The sequence below is a fragment of the Corynebacterium amycolatum genome, from assembly GCF_016889425.1.
GTDB classification, from domain to species: domain Bacteria; phylum Actinomycetota; class Actinomycetes; order Mycobacteriales; family Mycobacteriaceae; genus Corynebacterium; species Corynebacterium amycolatum.
On the sequence record NZ_CP069513.1, the window covers coordinates 1,100,542 to 1,119,921 of the forward strand.

Sequence of the window (19,380 nt, forward strand, 5' to 3'; positions counted from 1 at the left end):
TCCGGAAACGGACCGGGGATTCTTTGTTTTTACCAGGTGTTTGTCGCGGGAATCGTCGTAAAGCAAAGTGCATTGCGCCGTGCGAAAACCTTAAAGTGGGGGAAATTAAACCGCGTGCACACCCTAGCGGATAGGATGTTGTGCATGAGTAAGGAATTCGCCTCAGCAGGAACGCTGTCCCACGATAAGACGCTGCCGTGGGTCGTGCGCATCTTCGTCTACACGGATGCTGAGGGCAGCCAATCGGCTGCTGAGAAGGTTCGTGGGGTGCTCGCGGAACTGATTCCGGATCAGGAAGTCAACGTCTACGAGGATGTCATGCCCGATGTGGGGCGCACCTCTTCGCTCGCTGATTTGTGGGCGGAGGCCAACCCAGGCATGGATCCGGGGGATCGGAAGCGTTATCGCATCAGTGTGGTGGCTCCGGGGCTTTCTCACTGCGAAATGGCGGATTTGGCAGGCCCGCTCGCTGAGGCCGTCAGCCCGGGGTGGGCAGAAGGTGAGGCTGCGGCTAAGGTCGCGAAGGGCGATGTCCCGTGCCGTGTCGCTGTCGGGCGTGCCGACGAGCACCCGGGCGAACCCCCGCTAGTGCAGAATTAGCCAGGATTCGGAATTAATCCGAAGCGAGAGCTGTTATCTGGGTTACATCCTAAGAGTCGTTTGCAATGACGACGCTTCACAACCACGAGAGGGAAGTGATTCCGAAAATGGCACACACTATTTCGCATGATGAGGCCGGTCAGCGCTACGTTCTCACCGTAGAGGGAGAAGAGGCCGGTTTTGCCGCTTACACCCCGGTGGAAGGTGCCCTGGATTTTGACCACACGGTAGTAGATGGCAAATTCCGTGGACAAGGCCTGTCCAAGCCGCTTATCGCAGGTGCGCTGGATGATGTTCGGAAGAACAACCGCAAGATTCGCACCAGCTGCTCCGCTGTTGCCAACTTCGTCGAGAAAAACCCGGAATACCAGGATCTACTGGTTGACTAGTCGCTGAAGGGCAAAGAACGCATAAAGAAACCGACCGGCTGCTCACGATAGCAAGAGCAGCCGGTCGGCTTATTTATGCGTAGAGATAGCTTTAGGGCAGGGCTAGATGAAGTCCCCGTCACCCTGGACGTACACCGCCGGATCGCACAACGGCTTGTGTTCGCCGGGCTTGGCAGGGCGTACGCGGCCCGGAATCCCTATCACGATGGAATCGGGTGGGCAGCTGTGGGTGACCACGGAGTTGGCGCCAATCGATGAACCCGCACCAATTGTGATCGGGCCAAGGACTTTCGCACCTGCCCCGACGGTGACGTTGTCCTCCAGAGTTGGGTGGCGTTTTACCTTCTCCAGTGAGCGGCCGCCGAGTGTCACACCGTGGTAGAGCATGCAGCCGTCACCGATCTCTGCGGTTTCACCAATGACGATGCCCATGCCGTGGTCGATGAAGAACCTTCGGCCAATTTGAGCGCCCGGGTGAATCTCAATACCAGTCAGCCAACGGGAAAACTGTGCGAGTACTCGTGCAATGCCCTTGAAAATCCCGCCTCGTTTCCAGAGGCGGTGCGAGAATCGGTGAATCCAGATTGCGTGTAGGCCGGAGTAGACAATGGCATTTTCTACATCACTGCGCGCAGCTGGGTCATGCGCACGGGCATTGTCCAGATCCTCTTTGAGGATTCGGAAAAAGTCACTCATGGGCGTCAATTCTATCTGGTCGGAAGTGTGGGCAATGCAAAACCCGCTTGCCGACGGAAAGTGCCAGCTAGCGGGCTCTGCAGAGAAGGTTACGGGCGCTTATAGCGCTTGGTTTTAGTCGCGCAGGTCCTCGTACAGGATGGAGGAGACGTAGCGCTCGCCGAAGTCAGGGACAATCACGACGATGTTCTTGCCCTCAGCCTCCGGGCGGGCTGCAATCTCGAGAGCAGCCTTGATGTTTGCACCGGCGGAAATGCCGCCGAGGATGCCCTCGGCTGCAGCAACCTTGCGGGAGACCTCAATAGCGTCCTCGTTGGTAACCGCAATAATCTCGTCGAGAAGCTCCTGGTCGAGAACCTCTGGGATAAAGTTTGCGCCCAGGCCCTGAATCTTGTGCGGGCCGGCGGTGCCCTCGGTCAGCAGTGGGGAGGCCTTCGGCTCAACGGCCACCAGCTTGATGTCCGAGTTGTGCTTCTTCAGCGTGCGACCAGCACCGGTAATGGTGCCGCCGGTGCCGACTCCAGCCACGAAGTAATCAACCTTGCCGTCGGTAGCTTCCCAGATTTCTTCACCAGTGGTTGCCTCGTGGATAGCCGGGTTGGCCGGGTTGGCGAACTGGGAAGCCAGGATTGCATTGTCGGTGTTAGCCACGATTTCGTTGGCCTTATCGACAGCACCGCGCATGCCATCTGCGCCCGGGGTGAGTACAAGCTCAGCGCCGAATGCGCGCAGAACGACGCGGCGCTCCTGGCTCATGGTGTCCGGCATAGTGAGAATGACCTTGTAACCGCGGGCTGCGCCGACCATTGCCAGCGCGATACCGGTGTTGCCCGAGGTACCCTCGACGATGGTTCCGCCCGGATTGAGCTCGCCAGAGCGCTCGGCGGCATCGATAATTGCGTTGCCGATGCGGTCCTTGACCGAGTTGGCAGGGTTGTAAAACTCCAGCTTGGCAATCACGTTGCCCGGCAGGCCCTCGGTAACACGGTTGAGCTTAACCAGCGGGGTGTTGCCGATCAGTTCAGTGACATCGTTATAAATAGTCATTAATCTTATCCATTCCGGAAATCACAGAGGACTTCCTAATGAGTTTTCGCGTGTAGCCGTAGTGTACGCCTGATGCTGCAATTAGTACAGACCAGTTCGTCTATTTTGGGAATTGCGTGGGGAAGGGGGCTGTTAATTCCGGTGTTACCACCGTCACAGCCGCCGCGGCCGGCACCGTCGCAGTCACACCGCTGATTTCGCAATGCTCCTGCTCTTACCACGTTAACGCTATGTGATTGCCCTGCTCGTCTTTACCTCCATTGTGAGGGTAAAGAGCCGTAAAGTTCCTTAGAATCCACTATTCTGAGACGTGATTTACGGTGCACGGGAATGCCTTGTAAATAGGCAGCGGCCCTCGCCACTGTGATTGGGCGCGATTGCGGCCGTTATCTGCACAGCGGTTATATGCGATAACCGAAAACGCAGGCAATGGATCCGATGATTGCGGTGCTTCGTCGAAGCCACTCAGGGGGACTCAAACCTTTGGGGAAGGAGGCGAGGCATTAATAGAAGTGTGAAGCTTTCCTCAGCCCATTAGCCAGGAGACCGACTGTAAATCATCCAATTCGCGTCCGCGGATTGGCGGTCGAGCGGTGCTGTCGAGGTGAATAGCGCCGCAGAAAGAAGATTTACATCATGCATATTGCTGAGGGATTTCTCCCAGTTACTCATTGCATTGGGTGGGGTGTAGCTGCCGCTCCCTTTGTCATTCACGGCGCAGTTCAAGCCAAGCGCACTATGAAACAGCATCCCGGTAGCGGCATGCTGCTCGGTGCTGCCGGTGCGTTTACTTTCGTGCTCTCCGCAATCAAGATTCCATCCGTGACGGGTTCCACTTCGCACCCGACAGGTACGGGTTTTGGTGCTGTAATCTTCAAACCTCCGGTGATGGCGCTGCTTGGCTCCATCGTGTTGCTCTTCCAAGCAATCTTGCTCGCTCACGGCGGCATTACGACGCTCGGTGCGAACATCTTCTCCATGGCAATCGTCGGCCCGTGGGTCGGCTACGCCTTCTACGTATTGACTCGAAAGCTCGGTGGAGGCCTGCTGCCAGGTGTGTTTATGGCAGCGTTCTTCGCTGACCTCTCCACCTACGTCGTGACCTCCATGCAGCTCGCTCTTGCGCACCCGGCAAACCCGGGCGGTGTTGGCGGCGCGCTGGCTACATTCCTCGGCCTGTTCGCTATCACGCAGATTCCGCTGGCAATCATCGAGGCTCTCGTCACCGTCATTCTCATGCGCACCCTGCTGGCAGTGGCACACACTGAGCTCCTCGATCTCGGCTTCCTGTCCCGCTTCGGCGATGCGCCAGCACCGGCGCTGGAGGCGAAAGCTGCAGACACCACAACCAACGCTGTTGCAGGGTCTGCCACTTCGCAGAATGCTTCAGCTGCATCCGTATCCGGCCAGAAGCAGTAGCCGTCGTCAAGCGAAAAGAAGCGAAAGAGAGCACGATTATGAATGCAAAAAACAACGCGCAGATTGTCGACGCACAGGCAGCTAGCCGGCCGAAGAAGAACTCCGTGTGGGGCAGCGTCGGTCTTATTGTCCTGGTAGTCGTAATTGCCATGTTCCCGCTGTTCTTCAACTACGGCGACGACGACGCAGAGGAGCCGTTCGCCGGCACTGATGCCACCGCTACGGAGACAATTCAGGAAATGGACCCGAACTACGAGCCGTGGTTCGAGCCACTCGTCGGCGAACTGCCGGGTGAGGTCGAGTCGGGTCTGTTCGCGCTCCAGGCCGTTATCGGTGCTGGCGTCCTGTTCTACGTTATTGGCTTCTACCGAGGGAAGGCTGCTGCGCGTTCAGACAAGCGCGAGAAAGAGCAGTGAATGCGCTAGAAGCCGCAGCGGCGCGCAGCGCTTGGGCGCGCCGTAACGTGGGCGAAAAGATCCTGCTGCTCGGTGGGCTGTTGATTCTGGCGGTTGCGCTTCCGCCAATTCCCTTTGCGCCGGTCATTGCGGTCATTGCTTGGTTTATTGCGTACATAGCCCGGGTGCCCCGCAAGCTGTATGTGGCAATGGTGCTGGCACCGGCGGTTTTTGTGCTCGTCGGCGCGTTTCCGATTTTGGTAGCGCTTACTCCCGACGGTCTCGCGTGGTCGCCGGATGGCCCGCAGCGAATGGCGCAGGTTGTGATGCGTTCGTTTGCGGGTATCAGCTGCACGATGGTCTTTGCGCTGACCACTCCGATTTCGGAGCTCATTGCGTGGCTCGACAAACGTGGCATGCCTCGGTACCTGACGTACCTTGCTGAAGTGATTTATCGGATGACTGGCGTGCTGATTCACTCCGCGCACTCAATGACAGAAGCCCAAGCGCGACGTCTTGGGCACTCCACGCGCCGGGCGATGATTCGTGATGTCGCGGCGCAGTCCGCCAGCCTCTTTGTCATCGCTTTTGCTCGAGCCCGCAAGATGCAAGAAGGAATTGAGCTGCGTGCCGATCCGAGCGCAATGAAAGTACTGGTTATTTCGCGGCCGAGCCAGCCGAAGTTCCTCGCGATATCCAGTGCATTACTTTTGTCGTTGATTGCGGCCTGGGCGCTGCTGAAATGGGGTGTATAGGGATGTCGATCAGTAGGAAAAATAGCGCTGATCGCGTGGATGGTGCCAGCGGCGCCATTGTGGAAGCGGCCGCAGTTACATTCGCTTATGACGAAACCCACGTCCTGAAAGGCGTGGAGCTGGCAATTTCGGGTGGCGAGCGCCTAGCACTATTGGGCGCAAACGGTTCTGGCAAATCCACGCTGTTGCGTATGCTCGCGGGAGCGTCTAAGCCCGATGGCGGTGAGGTTCGCCTTGATGGCACCGCCTATAAGTACTCCCGGCACGGCCGCAATACGGTTCGCCGCTCAGTACAGATGGTCACGCAGGATCCGGATGAGCAAATCTTCGCGGCTAGCGTGTTTGCAGATGTCTCTTTCGGTCCCGTCAACCTGGGGCTGGAGAACGAGGAAGTCGAGCGGCGCGTCCGAGAGGCTCTAGGCACCGCCGAAATCACCGATCTCGCCGAACGCGTCCCGCACCAGCTCTCCTATGGTCAGCGCAAGCGCGTCGCTCTCGCAGGCGCACTGGCGATGCACCCACGCGTCCTGCTTCTCGACGAGCCCTCCGCCGGCCTCGATCCGCAGGCGACCCGAAAGCTTGCACACACGCTCGATCAATTGCGCGATCAGGGCACAGCCGTCGTCGTCGCCACGCACGATATCGACTTCGCGTGGAATTTCGCCGATCGGGCAGCAGTGCTTGCCGACGGCAAACTGCGAGTTGGCTCCAAAGAGGAAATTTTGGCGGATCGACGGTTGGTCGAACATGCTCGATTGGCTTTGCCTTGGGCGCCCGTAGTCTCCAAGGCGATTGGGCGAGATGTGCTCCATCCAGAAGATGTTTAGGCGAGCGGTTTGGTTGGTGAATAGCTCATCGATATGTGCAGCTAAACCACGCTAAAAATGAGAGAAACGCCCGCGGGTAGGGCGCAATGCCTATAAAGATAGGCCTAGAAATATAGGCGAAGCTGTCGCATTTCTTCGCTTCCATTTCACGTCACACCTGTCCGCGGGCGATCTCCGTGGCCGTGGCACTTTGCAGTGTCTTCGGCGCATCAGGCAGGTATTCGGACTTCCTGGCGTGACCGACAATAAGGGGATGACGACTGCCGCTTGCTTCGATGCTTACGTGCAGAACCTTATTATCAATTTTCCTACTTTTCGCCGCTTCCCAAGGTTGAAATAACCTCAGTGCCGTTGGCGAATTTTGTTCCAGATTACCGCTGCGGGACAGTTCCGGAATTGCACCGGATTCCCTCTTGCGTTTGCTGTGCACCACCTTCGGACAACCACGTGGAGGACGTAGCATTGAAAGTGGAACTCAACAAAACCTGTTGCATGAATGACAATAGCGCACCAAAGTAAATCAGCGACAGTGTTTTTCGAAAATGTCCGCATTGGGGGTAAAACGCCGTTCATTACCCTCTGTTATCAACATTCACGCAGTTTATTAGCGGAAAAATAGCTACCCCTGCCTTGTATCCATTCGGCCGAGGCGGGGCTAATGACAGGATTTATCCTGGTATTTTCTTTACGTACTTGTAGAGAAACCTAGTTGTTTCCTAAGATTGTGTGACGGATGCCTTAATGCAGGTGTACCCGTTCGGAGGGTACTATCTACTTTGTACGGTTTACAGCCCCCGAAAGGGTCCGTAGCCGCTGAGCGGTAGTTGGCCATTTCGTAGGAGTGTAAGTCGGCGCGAAGTCACAGGCTGATGGTGCCTCTGTGGGTGCCAGTGAAGTAATTTGCCCGTTACGCAGGAGGACGCGAGATGGATCCCCACCGCATTCTGGACGACAATGAGGTTATTAAGTCGTCCTTGGTCGCCCTAAAGAATGCGACTGGTATTCCGGTCACAATGTATGCGGAAGTCACCGATAACTCTAAGATGCAGATCAACAACTGGGTTGGCCTGCGTACCCCGGCTCTGCAGAATCTGACTGTGGAATCGGGTGCGGGTGTCGGTGGTCGCGTGTTGGCCACGCGCCGCCCGGTGGGTGTCAGTGACTACCTGCGCGCCAAGGTTATTACCCACGAGTATGACGACAAGATTCGTGACGAAGGCCTGCACTCGCTGGTCGCCGTGCCGGTGATTGTTTCGCGTCTTGTTCGTGGCGTGCTCTACGGTGGCGTGCACTCCTCGGTGCGCCTGGGGGACAAGGTTCTTGAAGAGGTCACAATGACCGCCCGTTGCCTGGAGCAGGACCTCGCTGTCGTCGACGCCTGTCGCAATATGGATCGCTCCGGTAACGGTAAGGGCGGTCGCATCATGAATGGCGCTGAATGGGAGCAGGTTCGCTCCACGCACTCCAAGCTGCGCATGCTCGCTAACCGCGTGGATGATGAGAAGCTGCGCCAGGAGCTCGAGGTGCTCTGCGACCAGATGGTCACCCCAGTTCGCGTTAAGCAGACCACCAAGTTGTCTGCTCGTGAGCTCGATGTTCTCGCCTGCGTCGCCCTCGGTCACACCAACGTCGAGGCCGCAGAGGAAATGGGCATCGGTGCCGAGACCGTTAAGTCCTACCTCCGCTCCGTAATGCGCAAGCTGGGTGCCCACACTCGCTACGAGGCTGTCAACGCAGCCCGTCGTATCGGCGCACTGCCGTAAACCGCTTGACGACGGGGCGCCGCGTTCTTAGCAAACTTGGCTAGTGAACGCGGCGCTCTTTCGCATCTACGGCCGTTTGGCGCTCATCTTCGCGCTCTCCACCGGGAATCCATTTAACGTCGTTGCCGTCGTTGGCCACTCTCGAAAGAATAAACAACAGGTCAGACAGGCGATTGAGATACTTCGCCGGTAGGACTGAAGTAGTTTCGGGAAACTCGCGGCAGGCAGCCCATGCCGCACGCTCGGCCCGACGAGTAATCACCCGAGCTGTGTGCAGCAGTGCCGCGGCTGGTGTGCCTCCAGGGAGGATGAAGGAATCCAGTTTTGGTAGTTGCTCATTGAACTGGTCACACCAGTGCTCGAGTCGCTCGATGTAATCCGGCTCGATACGCAATGGCGGGTACTTCGGGTTTTCTTCAATAGGTGTTGCCAGGTCGGCTCCGGCATCAAAGAGATCATTCTGCACGTAGCGGATGACAGCCGACACCTCGTCGTCAAGCGCGCCGAAACTGCGCGCCTGACCGAGTGCGGCGTTGGCCTCCTCGCACGTGGCGTAGGCGATAAGGCGAGAATCATCCTTGGGAACGCGGCTGAAATCGGATAATCCAGTGGTGCCGTCGTCGCCGGTGCGAGTGTAAATGCGAGTTAGATGAACGCTCATAGTTTCAAGCCTAAGCGCGATATTGCGAAATGTGGTTGGCTGGGGGAGTGGGAAATGAGCGATTTCTGGTTAAAGGCGGAGCGACGCTAAACGGTCAGGTTCAGATTTCCGGGGCGAAGAACTCGGTTCTGAAACTGATGGGTGCGGCGCTTCTGGCCGAGGGCACGACAGTACTGACGAACTGCCCTGAAATTGACGACGTGCCATTGATGCAGAAGGTCCTCGAAGGGCTCGGCTGCTCCGTGATGCGCGAGGGTGACCGGATTGAAATCACGGTGCCCGAAGAACTCTCGCATCACGCTGACTTCGACGCCGTGCGCCAGTTCCGTGCTTCGGTCTGTGTGCTCGGGCCGCTGACGGCGCGTACCCGTAATGCGATTGTCGCACTGCCCGGTGGTGACGCAATTGGTTCCCGCCCACTGGACATGCATCAGGCTGGTCTGGAGAAATTGGGCGCACGCACCTATATTCACCACGGTTGCGTGGTGGCTGAGGCGGGGCGGCTCGAAGGTGCGAACATCAAGCTGGACTTCCCGTCCGTCGGCGCGACCGAGAATATTCTGACCGCGGCCGTACTCGCTGAAGGTACGACTGTGCTGGATAACGCCGCTCGTGAGCCCGAAATTGTCGACCTGTGCGAGATGCTCGTGGAGATGGGAGCCAGGATCTCGGGTGCGGGGTCGAACACCATCATGGTTGAGGGCGTCGAGAAGCTGCACCCGACTGAGCACAAGGTCGTCGGCGACCGAATTATCGCAGGGACCTGGGCCTATGCTGCGGCAATGACCGGCGGCGATATTACGGTCGTTGGTATCAACCCTAAGTACCTGCATCTTCCTCTGGAAAAACTGAAGAATGCAGGCGCTCAGGTCGAGACCTATCCGCAGGGCTTCCGCGTGCGTATGGACGGGCGTCCGCAGGGTGTGAACTATCAAACGCTTCCATACCCAGGCTTTCCGACGGACATGCAGCCCATGGCCATTGCTCTGTCTGCGGTGTCTGAAGGAACGTCAGTGCTTACCGAGAACGTTTTTGAATCGCGCTTCCGGTTTGTCGACGAGATGATTCGCCTCGGTACTGACGCGACTATCGATGGCCACCACGTGATGATTCGCGGAAAGGAAACGCTGAGTTCGGCACCTGTGTGGTCTTCGGACATTCGCGCTGGTGCGGGTCTGGTGCTGGCTGGTCTGTGTACTGAAGAGGGGGATGTCACCGAGGTGCACGATGTCTATCACATTGATCGCGGTTACCCGGGTTTCGTAGAGACGCTAAATGCTCTCGGCGCTTCTGTTGAACGGGTTAGCTAGTGGTCGTTGGCTTCCGGCTGATGGCTAATAGCTAAGCGCACGGTGCTTGTTAAACGCATGGCGCGGAAAACCATCGCAAGTCTTCGGTTCTGGATGCTTTAGAACCGTTAGGAGAGATTCTCCAGTGGGGCTTGTGGTGGTTTTCGCTCTCTTACCTGGGGTTTTGTGTCTTTAGGTGGGGTGTGTGTAATGTATTCGGAGGTCAGCGCGGCCAGGCAGTTTATGTGTTTGGTTGGCTGATGTGGGGGAAATGTTTTCGTGCGGTTAGCCGCTGGGAGTCGTTGGTTTGACTTTCTGGTTAATTGTTTGTTAATGTTTTCTCTCGCTGCTCGCGGGGTGGCTGCTGCTTGGTTGTGGTGGTTGTTTTGTGGGTGTGTGTTGTGTGAGAACTCAATAGTGTGCCGATGTACTAACTAATACTTTTTTGGGAAAGTGCTTGTTTGGTTGTCGTTTGCGTGTGTGTTGCTGGTGGGTGCCGGGGGCCTTTGTTTGTTTTGGGTCCTTTTGTGCTTGCGGGTGATGGATTGCGTGGCGGCGCCTTGTTTGGGTGCTTTTCGCGTGGTTTTTTCATTTGTGGGAAAGATCATGGTTTTGTTCCTTTTTCTTTTGGCCTCGTCGGTTCGGGAGAGGGAACGTTTTTTGGATAACGGCCAGGCCGCGCACTGTTGTGGTGTGTGGTGGTTGTTTGTTTTGTTTTTGTCAGGTTTTTGGGCCTTTCATTGTTTTGTGATTCTTCTGATTTGAAGGGTTTTTGATGGAGGGTTTGATCCTGGCTCAGGACGAACGCTGGCGGCGTGCTTAACACATGCAAGTCGAACGGTAAGGCTCCAGCTTGCTGGGGTACACGAGTGGCGAACGGGTGAGTAACACGTGGGTGACCTGCCCTGCACTTCGGGATAAGCCTGGGAAACTGGGTCTAATACCGGATAGGACCATGGTGTGGATGCTGTGGTGGAAAGTTTTTTCGGTGTGGGATGGGCCCGCGGCCTATCAGCTTGTTGGTGGGGTAATGGCCTACCAAGGCGGCGACGGGTAGCCGGCCTGAGAGGGTGGACGGCCACATTGGGACTGAGACACGGCCCAGACTCCTACGGGAGGCAGCAGTGGGGAATATTGCACAATGGGCGGAAGCCTGATGCAGCGACGCCGCGTGGGGGATGACGGCCTTCGGGTTGTAAACTCCTTTCACCATCGACGAAGGGTTTCTGACGGTAGATGGAGAAGAAGCACCGGCTAACTACGTGCCAGCAGCCGCGGTAATACGTAGGGTGCGAGCGTTGTCCGGAATTACTGGGCGTAAAGAGCTCGTAGGTGGTTTGTCGCGTCGTCTGTGAAATTCCGGGGCTTAACTCCGGGCGTGCAGGCGATACGGGCATAACTTGAGTACTGTAGGGGAGACTGGAATTCCTGGTGTAGCGGTGAAATGCGCAGATATCAGGAGGAACACCGGTGGCGAAGGCGGGTCTCTGGGCAGTAACTGACGCTGAGGAGCGAAAGCATGGGGAGCGAACAGGATTAGATACCCTGGTAGTCCATGCCGTAAACGGTGGGCGCTAGGTGTGGGTTTCCTTCCACGGGATCCGTGCCGTAGCTAACGCATTAAGCGCCCCGCCTGGGGAGTACGGCCGCAAGGCTAAAACTCAAAGGAATTGACGGGGGCCCGCACAAGCGGCGGAGCATGTGGATTAATTCGATGCAACGCGAAGAACCTTACCTGGGCTTGACATATACAGGATCGCGCCAGAGATGGTGTTTCCCTTGTGGCTTGTATACAGGTGGTGCATGGTTGTCGTCAGCTCGTGTCGTGAGATGTTGGGTTAAGTCCCGCAACGAGCGCAACCCTTGTCTTATGTTGCCAGCACGTTGTGGTGGGGACTCGTAAGAAACTGCCGGGGTTAACTCGGAGGAAGGTGGGGATGACGTCAAATCATCATGCCCCTTATGTCCAGGGCTTCACACATGCTACAATGGTCGGTACAGTGGGTTGCCAGTCCGTGAGGGCGAGCTAATCCCGTAAAGCCGGTCTCAGTTCGGATCGGGGTCTGCAACTCGACCCCGTGAAGTCGGAGTCGCTAGTAATCGCAGATCAGCAACGCTGCGGTGAATACGTTCCCGGGCCTTGTACACACCGCCCGTCACGTCATGAAAGTCGGTAACACCCGAAGCCAGTGGCCTAAACTCGTTAGGGAGCTGTCGAAGGTGGGATTGGCGATTGGGACGAAGTCGTAACAAGGTAGCCGTACCGGAAGGTGCGGCTGGATCACCTCCTTTCTAAGGAGATTATTTTTTCTTTGTGTCATGTGTCATCGTGTTGGTGGCGTGTGGCTTTTTTGTTTTTTGGGTGGAACACCTGCTGGTCAGGCTGCTGAAGTGATGGTGGTCTGCGCGTGTGTAAGTGATGATTAAACGTTTAAGGTGCTTTCCTTTTTTGTGTTGGTTGGTTGTTGGTGCGCTGTTGGGTGTCTGGGATGACACACGTGTTGTTGTTCCTGTTGTACAGGTTGCTGCGTGCTGCAGGCGGGCTGCTGTGTGGTGGTTTGTTCTGTGGTGTGTGGGTGTTGTGTGAGAACTGGATAGTGGACGCGAGCATCTTGTTTTTCTGTAAGTTCGATTTTGTCAAGCAGTTTTTCTGTTTGTGATTGTTCTTGAGTATTTGTGTGTTGTGTTGTAAGGGCGCATGGTGGATGCCTTGGCATAGTAGGCCGATGAAGGACGTGAGAGGCTGCGATAGGCCTCGGGGAGCTGCCAACTAAGCGTTGATCCGAGGGTGTCCGAATGGGGAAACCTGGCCGTCGTTGTGGGCGGTCGCCGTTAGATGAATTCATAGTCTAATTGGTGGTTACGCGGGGAAGTGAAACATCTCAGTACCCGTAGGAGTAGAAAACAATTGTGATTCCGTTAGTAGTGGCGAACGAACGTGGATGAGGCTAAACCGCGTGCGTGTGATACCTGGCAGGGTTTGCGTGCGTGGGGTTGTGGGGATGCATTGTTGCAGGGTCTGCTAGTCCTGCGTTGCGTGTGTGTGGGTGTAGCGGAAGTGGATTGGAATGTCCTGCCGTAGACGGTGAGAGTCCGGTACGTGAAACACTCGCATCTGCAATTGGTGTGTTGCCCGAGTAGCAGCGGGCTCGTGGAATCTGCTGTGAATCTGCCGGGACCACCCGGTAAGCCTAAATACCTGCTTATGACCGATAGCGGATTAGTACCGTGAGGGAATGGTGAAAAGTACCCCGGGAGGGGAGTGAAATAGTACCTGAAACCATGTGCTTACAATCCGTCAGAGCCTCCGTGTGGGGTGATGGCGTGCCTTTTGAAGAATGAGCCTGCGAGTCAGCGGCATGTCGCGAGGTTAACCCGTTTGGTGGGGTAGTCGTAGCGAAAGCGAATACTAACTAGTGTGTTTTTAGTGGCATGTCCTGGACCCGAAGCGGGGTGATCTACCCATGGCCAGTGTGAAGCAGAGGTAAGACTCTGTGGAGGCGCGAACCCACTTAGGTTGAAAACTGAGGGGATGAGTTGTGGGTAGGGGTGAAAGGCCAATCAAACTCCGTGATAGCTGGTTCTCCCCGAAATGCATTTAGGTGCAGCGTCGTGTGTTTCCTCCTGGAGGTAGAGCTACTGGTTGGTTTAGCGGGACTATCATCTTAGCGACATCAGCCAAACTCCGAATGCCAGGTCAGGTGAGAGCACGGCAGTGAGACTGCGGGGGATAAGCTTCGTAGTCGAGAGGGAAACAGCCCAGATCGCCGGCTAAGGCCCCTAAGGGTGTGCTAAGTGGAAAAGGATGTGGGATCGCGAAGACAACCAGGAGGTTGGCTTAGAAGCAGCCATCCTTGAAAGAGTGCGTAATAGCTCACTGGTCGAGTGGTTCTGCGCCGACAATGTAGTGGGGCTCAAGTACACCGCCGAAGCCGCGGCAATCATCTTTTGTGGTGGTTGGGTAGGGGAGCGTCGCGTGACTGCTGTAAAGCGCTGGGGTAACCCTAGTGTGGAGTGTGCGCGAGTGAGAATGCAGGCATGAGTAGCGAATGAGGAGTGGAAAACTCCTCCGCCGAATGACTAAGGGTTCCTGGGCCAGGTTAATCCTCCCAGGGTGAGTCGGGGCCTAAGGCGAGGCCGACAGGCGTAGTCGATGGATAACGGGTTGATATTCCCGTACCCGTGTGTCCGCGCCCATGGTGAATCAGGGATACTAACCCACCTGAACATGCGCCGTTTACTAGCCTTTTGGGTTGGTTGGTGTGTGTGATGCTGGGGACCTGAACTGGTAGTAGCCAAGTGATGGGGTGACGCAGGAAGGTAGCCGTGCCACGTGATGGATATCGTGGTGTAAGCGTGTGGCCCGTGTTCTAGGTAAATCCGGAGCACAGTGGGTGAGGCGTGATGCGTACCCGTATTTGGGGAAGTTGGTGATCCTATGCTGCCGAGAAAAGCCTCTAGCGATGTGGATATACGGCCCGTACCCGAAACCGACACAGGTAGTCAGGTAGAGAATACTAAGGCGATCGGGAGAACTGTGGTTAAGGAACTCGGCAAAATGCCCCCGTAACTTCGGGAGAAGGGGGGCCATGACTGGTGACCGACGTGGTTGAGCTGGTTGTGGCCGCAGAGAATAGAGGGAAGCGACTGTTTACTAAAAACACAGGTCCGTGCGAAGACGTTTAAGTCGATGTATACGGACTGACGCCTGCCCGGTGCTGGAAGGTTAAGAGGACCTGTTAGATTCCTTGTGGGGTCGAAGCGGAGAATTTAAGCCCCAGTAAACGGCGGTGGTAACTATAACCATCCTAAGGTAGCGAAATTCCTTGTCGGGTAAGTTCCGACCTGCACGAATGGCGTAACGACTTCCCTGCTGTCTCAACCACAGACCCGGCGAAATTGCAGTACGAGTAAAGATGCTCGTTACGCGCGGCAGGACGAAAAGACCCCGGGACCTTCACTATAGCTTGGTATTGGTGTTCGGTTCGGTTTGTGTAGGATAGGTGGGAGACTGTGATGCCTCAACGCCAGTTGGGGTGGAGTCGTTGTTGAAATACCACTCTGATCGTATTGGACATCTCAACCTCGGCCCGTGATCCGGGTTAGGGACAGTGCCTGGTGGGTAGTTTAACTGGGGCGGTTGCCTCCCAAAGAGTAACGGAGGCGCCCAAAGGTTCCCTCAGCCTGGTTGGCAATCAGGTGTTGAGTGTAAGTGCACAAGGGAGCTTGACTGTGAGACTGACAGGTCGAGCAGGTAGGAAACTAGGGACTAGTGATCCGGCACCGGCTTGTGGAAGCGGTGTCGCTCAACGGATAAAAGGTACCCCGGGGATAACAGGCTGATCTTCCCCAAGAGTCCATATCGACGGGATGGTTTGGCACCTCGATGTCGGCTCGTCGCATCCTGGGGCTGGAGTAGGTCCCAAGGGTTGGGCTGTTCGCCCATTAAAGCGGCACGCGAGCTGGGTTTAGAACGTCGTGAGACAGTTCGGTCTCTATCCGCCGCGCGCGTAGAAACTTGAGGAAGGCTGTCCCTAGTACGAGAGGACCGGGATGGACGTACCTCTGGTGTGCCAGTTGTCCCGCCTGGGGCATGGCTGGTTGGCTACGTACGGAAGGGATAACCGCTGAAAGCATCTAAGCGGGAAGCCTGTTCCAAGATTAGGTTTCTTTTGAGGTCCCCTATAGATGATGGGGTTGATAGGCCGGATCTGGAAGCATCGTAAGGTGTGGAGGTGACCGGTACTAATAGACCAAACATTCAACACACAAGAGAGTGTGAAAAATTAGGGTTTTTGCTCGCGTCTACTGTTCAGTGTCTGGCATGACACCACCCACCCGAAGTTTTGTGGTGGGGTTGGTTGTTGCCTGGTTTTTGTCGGTGGTGTTAGCGGTGGGGTCACGCCCGGTCCCATTCCGAACCCGGAAGCTAAGTCCACCAGCGCCGATGGTACTGCACTCGGGAGGGTGTGGGAGAGTAGGTCGCCGCCGGCATGAATATTTTTTGTTTGTGGGTCGTGGTTGCTCCCCTTTGTTGTTGTGGGGTGGTGGCTGCGGCCCGCTTTTGTTTTACCCACAAGTAAACAACATTAAACAAAATAAACAGCATAAGCTAACCTTCTAGTGCTGATGCTCTCTTTCGGCTTAGGGGGCTATCAGGTCGGTCTTGTCGTGGTTGATATGAGGGCCCCTAGTCGACCGGCAGTAGACCCACGGGCAAATCAAAACCAAATACGTCCGTCGTGTCACAATCGCTGCCTTGACTCAAACAGCTGCGACCCGGTCAGGCAAGCTACCAGTTGGGTTGCCTCGTCGAGCAGAATGTCGTACCTATTGATCAGATTTTGTGGCGGCGTCAGCTCGCAATGTTGGTAGAACGGCTCGGACAAACCACCTAGCTGACTCCATTTGAAATCAGGGTCTGGAGCCACCACCTCCTTGCCAGTTTGCTCTTCTCGTTCCTAGCTAAGCAGTAGTTTGATCCAGCCCAGCTATTACGCGATAATCTGCCGGGGCGTGCGGTTAATCCTCTCAACCAGCATTTTCCAACCATTATCGGGAATATCCTCGAGCTCGCAGCTGAGTAGGCTTCCGCGCTTAGCGATGTCTGCTCCAAGTTCGCTTCCGCATTCATGAGACTTCACCAGACATCTTCTGTCAAGGACTCTTTATCCGATGTATTCATGCGTATGTTTAAGCGTCCTGGGCTTAGTTCCGCTTTTACGAGCCTGAGTTGACGGGATGGACGAGATGGTTCTACGTTGTGCTTCCCGTGGTGTGGTCAGTCCAGCACTTTGTGAATGTGCATATTGCTTTAGCAATGTATCCTCCGTAAAGTCGCAAACCCACCTTCTCCGAACTATGCCCACGCGTCTTGAGCATTAATCAGTTTTGCCTTGTAGGGACTGTCGGCTCCCTTAGTTAGAGCGCTGTAATAGCAACCGTCGAATGTGATCACGCTCGGTCGAGTTTCAGGGCTGTAGTAGGAACTAAATCCAGTACGCTTCACCTGCTGCCTCGCACATGTTGTAGTTAGATCGCTTATAGCTGTTCATATGCTGATGCGCGTTATAAAAATGCTCCGTGGCCTGCGGGTTCGCTTTATGTGTGAAGTGTGTGTAATGTATCCGGGGTCAGCGCGACAGGGCGATGTGATCGCTTGTTGTGGTGATGCGGGGGAGAGTTTACTTTGTATTCACGGTCGGTTTGACTTGTGTTTGTAGTGAAGGTAAAGTCTTCTTTTGCTGCTCGCGGGGTGGCTGCTGCTTGGTTGTGGTGGTTGTTTTGTGGGTGTGTGTTGTGTGAGAACTCAATAGTGTGCCGATGTACTAACTAATACTTTTTTGGGAAAGTGCTTGTTTGGTTGTCGTTTGCGTGTGTGTTGCTGGTGGGTGCCGGGGGCCTTTGTTTGTTTTGGGTCCTTTTGTGCTTGCGGGTGATGGATTGCGTGGCGGCGCCTTGTTTGGGTGCTTTTCGCGTGGTTTTTTCATTTGTGGGAAAGATCATGGTTTTGTTCCTTTTTCTTTTGGCCTCGTCGGTTCGGGAGAGGGAACGTTTTTTGGATAACGGCCAGGCCGCGCACTGTTGTGGTGTGTGGTGGTTGTTTGTTTTGTTTTTGTCAGGTTTTTGGGCCTTTCATTGTTTTGTGATTCTTCTGATTTGAAGGGTTTTTGATGGAGGGTTTGATCCTGGCTCAGGACGAACGCTGGCGGCGTGCTTAACACATGCAAGTCGAACGGTAAGGCTCCAGCTTGCTGGGGTACACGAGTGGCGAACGGGTGAGTAACACGTGGGTGACCTGCCCTGCACTTCGGGATAAGCCTGGGAAACTGGGTCTAATACCGGATAGGACCATGGTGTGGATGCTGTGGTGGAAAGTTTTTTCGGTGTGGGATGGGCCCGCGGCCTATCAGCTTGTTGGTGGGGTAATGGCCTACCAAGGCGGCGACGGGTAGCCGGCCTGAGAGGGTGGACGGCCACATTGGGACTGAGACACGGCCCAGACTCCTACGGGAGGCAGCAGTGGGGAATATTGCACAATGGGCGGAAGCCTGATGCAGCGACGCCGCGTGGGGGATGACGGCCTTCGGGTTGTAAACTCCTTTCACCATCGACGAAGGGTTTCTGACGGTAGATGGAGAAGAAGCACCGGCTAACTACGTGCCAGCAGCCGCGGTAATACGTAGGGTGCGAGCGTTGTCCGGAATTACTGGGCGTAAAGAGCTCGTAGGTGGTTTGTCGCGTCGTCTGTGAAATTCCGGGGCTTAACTCCGGGCGTGCAGGCGATACGGGCATAACTTGAGTACTGTAGGGGAGACTGGAATTCCTGGTGTAGCGGTGAAATGCGCAGATATCAGGAGGAACACCGGTGGCGAAGGCGGGTCTCTGGGCAGTAACTGACGCTGAGGAGCGAAAGCATGGGGAGCGAACAGGATTAGATACCCTGGTAGTCCATGCCGTAAACGGTGGGCGCTAGGTGTGGGTTTCCTTCCACGGGATCCGTGCCGTAGCTAACGCATTAAGCGCCCCGCCTGGGGAGTACGGCCGCAAGGCTAAAACTCAAAGGAATTGACGGGGGCCCGCACAAGCGGCGGAGCATGTGGATTAATTCGATGCAACGCGAAGAACCTTACCTGGGCTTGACATATACAGGATCGCGCCAGAGATGGTGTTTCCCTTGTGGCTTGTATACAGGTGGTGCATGGTTGTCGTCAGCTCGTGTCGTGAGATGTTGGGTTAAGTCCCGCAACGAGCGCAACCCTTGTCTTATGTTGCCAGCACGTTGTGGTGGGGACTCGTAAGAAACTGCCGGGGTTAACTCGGAGGAAGGTGGGGATGACGTCAAATCATCATGCCCCTTATGTCCAGGGCTTCACACATGCTACAATGGTCGGTACAGTGGGTTGCCAGTCCGTGAGGGCGAGCTAATCCCGTAAAGCCGGTCTCAGTTCGGATCGGGGTCTGCAACTCGACCCCGTGAAGTCGGAGTCGCTAGTAATCGCAGATCAGCAACGCTGCGGTGAATACGTTCCCGGGCCTTGTACACACCGCCCGTCACGTCATGAAAGTCGGTAACACCCGAAGCCAGTGGCCTAAACTCGTTAGGGAGCTGTCGAAGGTGGGATTGGCGATTGGGACGAAGTCGTAACAAGGTAGCCGTACCGGAAGGTGCGGCTGGATCACCTCCTTTCTAAGGAGATTATTTTTTCTTTGTGTCATGTGTCATCGTGTTGGTGGCGTGTGGCTTTTTTGTTTTTTGGGTGGAACACCTGCTGGTCAGGCTGCTGAAGTGATGGTGGTCTGCGCGTGTGTAAGTGATGATTAAACGTTTAAGGTGCTTTCCTTTTTTGTGTTGGTTGGTTGTTGGTGCGCTGTTGGGTGTCTGGGATGACACACGTGTTGTTGTTCCTGTTGTACAGGTTGCTGCGTGCTGCAGGCGGGCTGCTGTGTGGTGGTTTGTTCTGTGGTGTGTGGGTGTTGTGTGAGAACTGGATAGTGGACGCGAGCATCTTGTTTTTCTGTAAGTTCGATTTTGTCAA

At 55.7% G+C, this 19,380-nt stretch carries 11 protein-coding genes, 4 rRNA genes, 1 pseudogene and 2 riboswitches; of the genes and pseudogenes, 12 read left to right on the plus strand and 4 right to left on the minus strand.

The features are described 5' to 3' along the window. Positions 1-144: 144 nt before the first annotated feature. Both I6J19_RS04855 and I6J19_RS04860 read left to right on the plus strand, forming a co-directional pair. Positions 145-600 carry a hypothetical protein gene (locus I6J19_RS04855; protein WP_038626465.1) on the plus strand — a complete coding sequence of 152 codons (456 nt, stop codon included), beginning with the start codon at positions 145-147 and terminating at the stop codon, positions 598-600. Positions 601-707: 107 nt separating this feature from the next. Further along, positions 708-989: a GNAT family N-acetyltransferase gene (locus tag I6J19_RS04860; protein ID WP_038626463.1), complete on the plus strand. Its 282-nt coding sequence runs from the start codon at positions 708-710 to the stop codon at positions 987-989. A 102-nt stretch (positions 990-1,091) separates the two neighbouring features. Here the strand turns inward: I6J19_RS04860 and epsC are convergent, their stop codons facing one another. Both epsC and cysK read right to left on the minus strand, forming a co-directional pair. After that, a complete protein-coding gene (gene epsC / locus I6J19_RS04865; RefSeq protein ID WP_016421365.1) occupies positions 1,092-1,685 on the minus strand; it encodes a serine O-acetyltransferase EpsC in 594 nt (197 codons plus the stop codon). Between the two features lie 114 nt (positions 1,686-1,799). Next, entirely contained in the window at positions 1,800-2,732 is a 933-nt protein-coding gene (gene cysK / locus I6J19_RS04870; protein ID WP_038626459.1) for a cysteine synthase A, read from the minus strand. A gap of 301 nt (positions 2,733-3,033) precedes the next feature. Further along, positions 3,034-3,301, plus strand: a riboswitch (cobalamin riboswitch). 67 nt (positions 3,302-3,368) lie between these two features. Here cysK and I6J19_RS04875 point away from each other — a divergent pair. From I6J19_RS04875 to ramA, 5 genes are all read left to right on the plus strand, one after another. Next, complete coding sequence (locus tag I6J19_RS04875) at positions 3,369-4,151, plus strand: energy-coupling factor ABC transporter permease (RefSeq protein ID WP_038626457.1); 783 nt, start codon at positions 3,369-3,371, stop codon at positions 4,149-4,151. A gap of 38 nt (positions 4,152-4,189) precedes the next feature. Then, positions 4,190-4,567 (plus strand): energy-coupling factor ABC transporter substrate-binding protein, encoded by a 378-nt coding sequence (locus I6J19_RS04880; protein WP_038626455.1) that lies wholly within the window; start codon positions 4,190-4,192, stop codon positions 4,565-4,567. Next, the gene (gene cbiQ, locus I6J19_RS04885) at positions 4,564-5,301 is read left to right on the plus strand and encodes a cobalt ECF transporter T component CbiQ (protein WP_038626453.1); all 738 of its coding nucleotides are present in this window, start codon (positions 4,564-4,566) and stop codon (positions 5,299-5,301) included. The genes I6J19_RS04880 and cbiQ overlap by 4 nt, the downstream gene beginning before the upstream one ends. Positions 5,302-5,303: 2 nt before the next feature. Continuing rightward, the gene (locus tag I6J19_RS04890; protein WP_038626451.1) at positions 5,304-6,128 is read left to right on the plus strand and encodes an energy-coupling factor ABC transporter ATP-binding protein; all 825 of its coding nucleotides are present in this window, start codon (positions 5,304-5,306) and stop codon (positions 6,126-6,128) included. A gap of 195 nt (positions 6,129-6,323) precedes the next feature. Beyond that, positions 6,324-6,594: riboswitch (cobalamin riboswitch) on the minus strand. Positions 6,595-7,054: 460 nt separating this feature from the next. Then, positions 7,055-7,891, plus strand: coding sequence for an acetate metabolism transcriptional regulator RamA (gene ramA / locus I6J19_RS04895; protein ID WP_005511953.1), 837 nt, complete (start codon positions 7,055-7,057; stop codon positions 7,889-7,891). A 40-nt stretch (positions 7,892-7,931) separates the two neighbouring features. Here ramA and I6J19_RS04900 read toward each other — a convergent pair whose 3' ends face one another. Continuing rightward, positions 7,932-8,552 carry a cob(I)yrinic acid a,c-diamide adenosyltransferase gene (locus I6J19_RS04900; RefSeq protein ID WP_038626450.1) on the minus strand — a complete coding sequence of 207 codons (621 nt, stop codon included), beginning with the start codon at positions 8,550-8,552 and terminating at the stop codon, positions 7,932-7,934. Positions 8,553-8,599: 47 nt separating this feature from the next. Here I6J19_RS04900 and murA point away from each other — a divergent pair, with 47 nt between their 5' ends. The 4 genes from murA to rrf all read left to right on the plus strand — a co-directional run bounded on the left by murA (position 8,600) and on the right by rrf (position 15,835). Then, entirely contained in the window at positions 8,600-9,862 is a 1,263-nt protein-coding gene (gene murA, locus I6J19_RS04905; protein ID WP_235191268.1) for a UDP-N-acetylglucosamine 1-carboxyvinyltransferase, read from the plus strand. Between the two features lie 751 nt (positions 9,863-10,613). Beyond that, a 16S ribosomal RNA gene (locus tag I6J19_RS04910) occupies positions 10,614-12,133 on the plus strand. 386 nt (positions 12,134-12,519) lie between these two features. Next, positions 12,520-15,611: ribosomal RNA gene (locus I6J19_RS04915) — 23S ribosomal RNA — on the plus strand. Between the two features lie 107 nt (positions 15,612-15,718). Then, positions 15,719-15,835 (plus strand): 5S ribosomal RNA (rrf, locus tag I6J19_RS04920). 251 nt (positions 15,836-16,086) lie between these two features. Here rrf and I6J19_RS11035 read toward each other — a convergent pair. Next, positions 16,087-16,287, minus strand: a pseudogene (locus tag I6J19_RS11035) (ClbS/DfsB family four-helix bundle protein); the annotation flags it as partial. Positions 16,288-17,511: 1,224 nt separating this feature from the next. Here I6J19_RS11035 and I6J19_RS04930 point away from each other — a divergent pair. Continuing rightward, positions 17,512-19,031, plus strand: a 16S ribosomal RNA gene (locus tag I6J19_RS04930). The 16S, 23S and 5S rRNA genes sit together here, the layout of an rRNA operon. Positions 19,032-19,380: the final 349 nt, after the last annotated feature.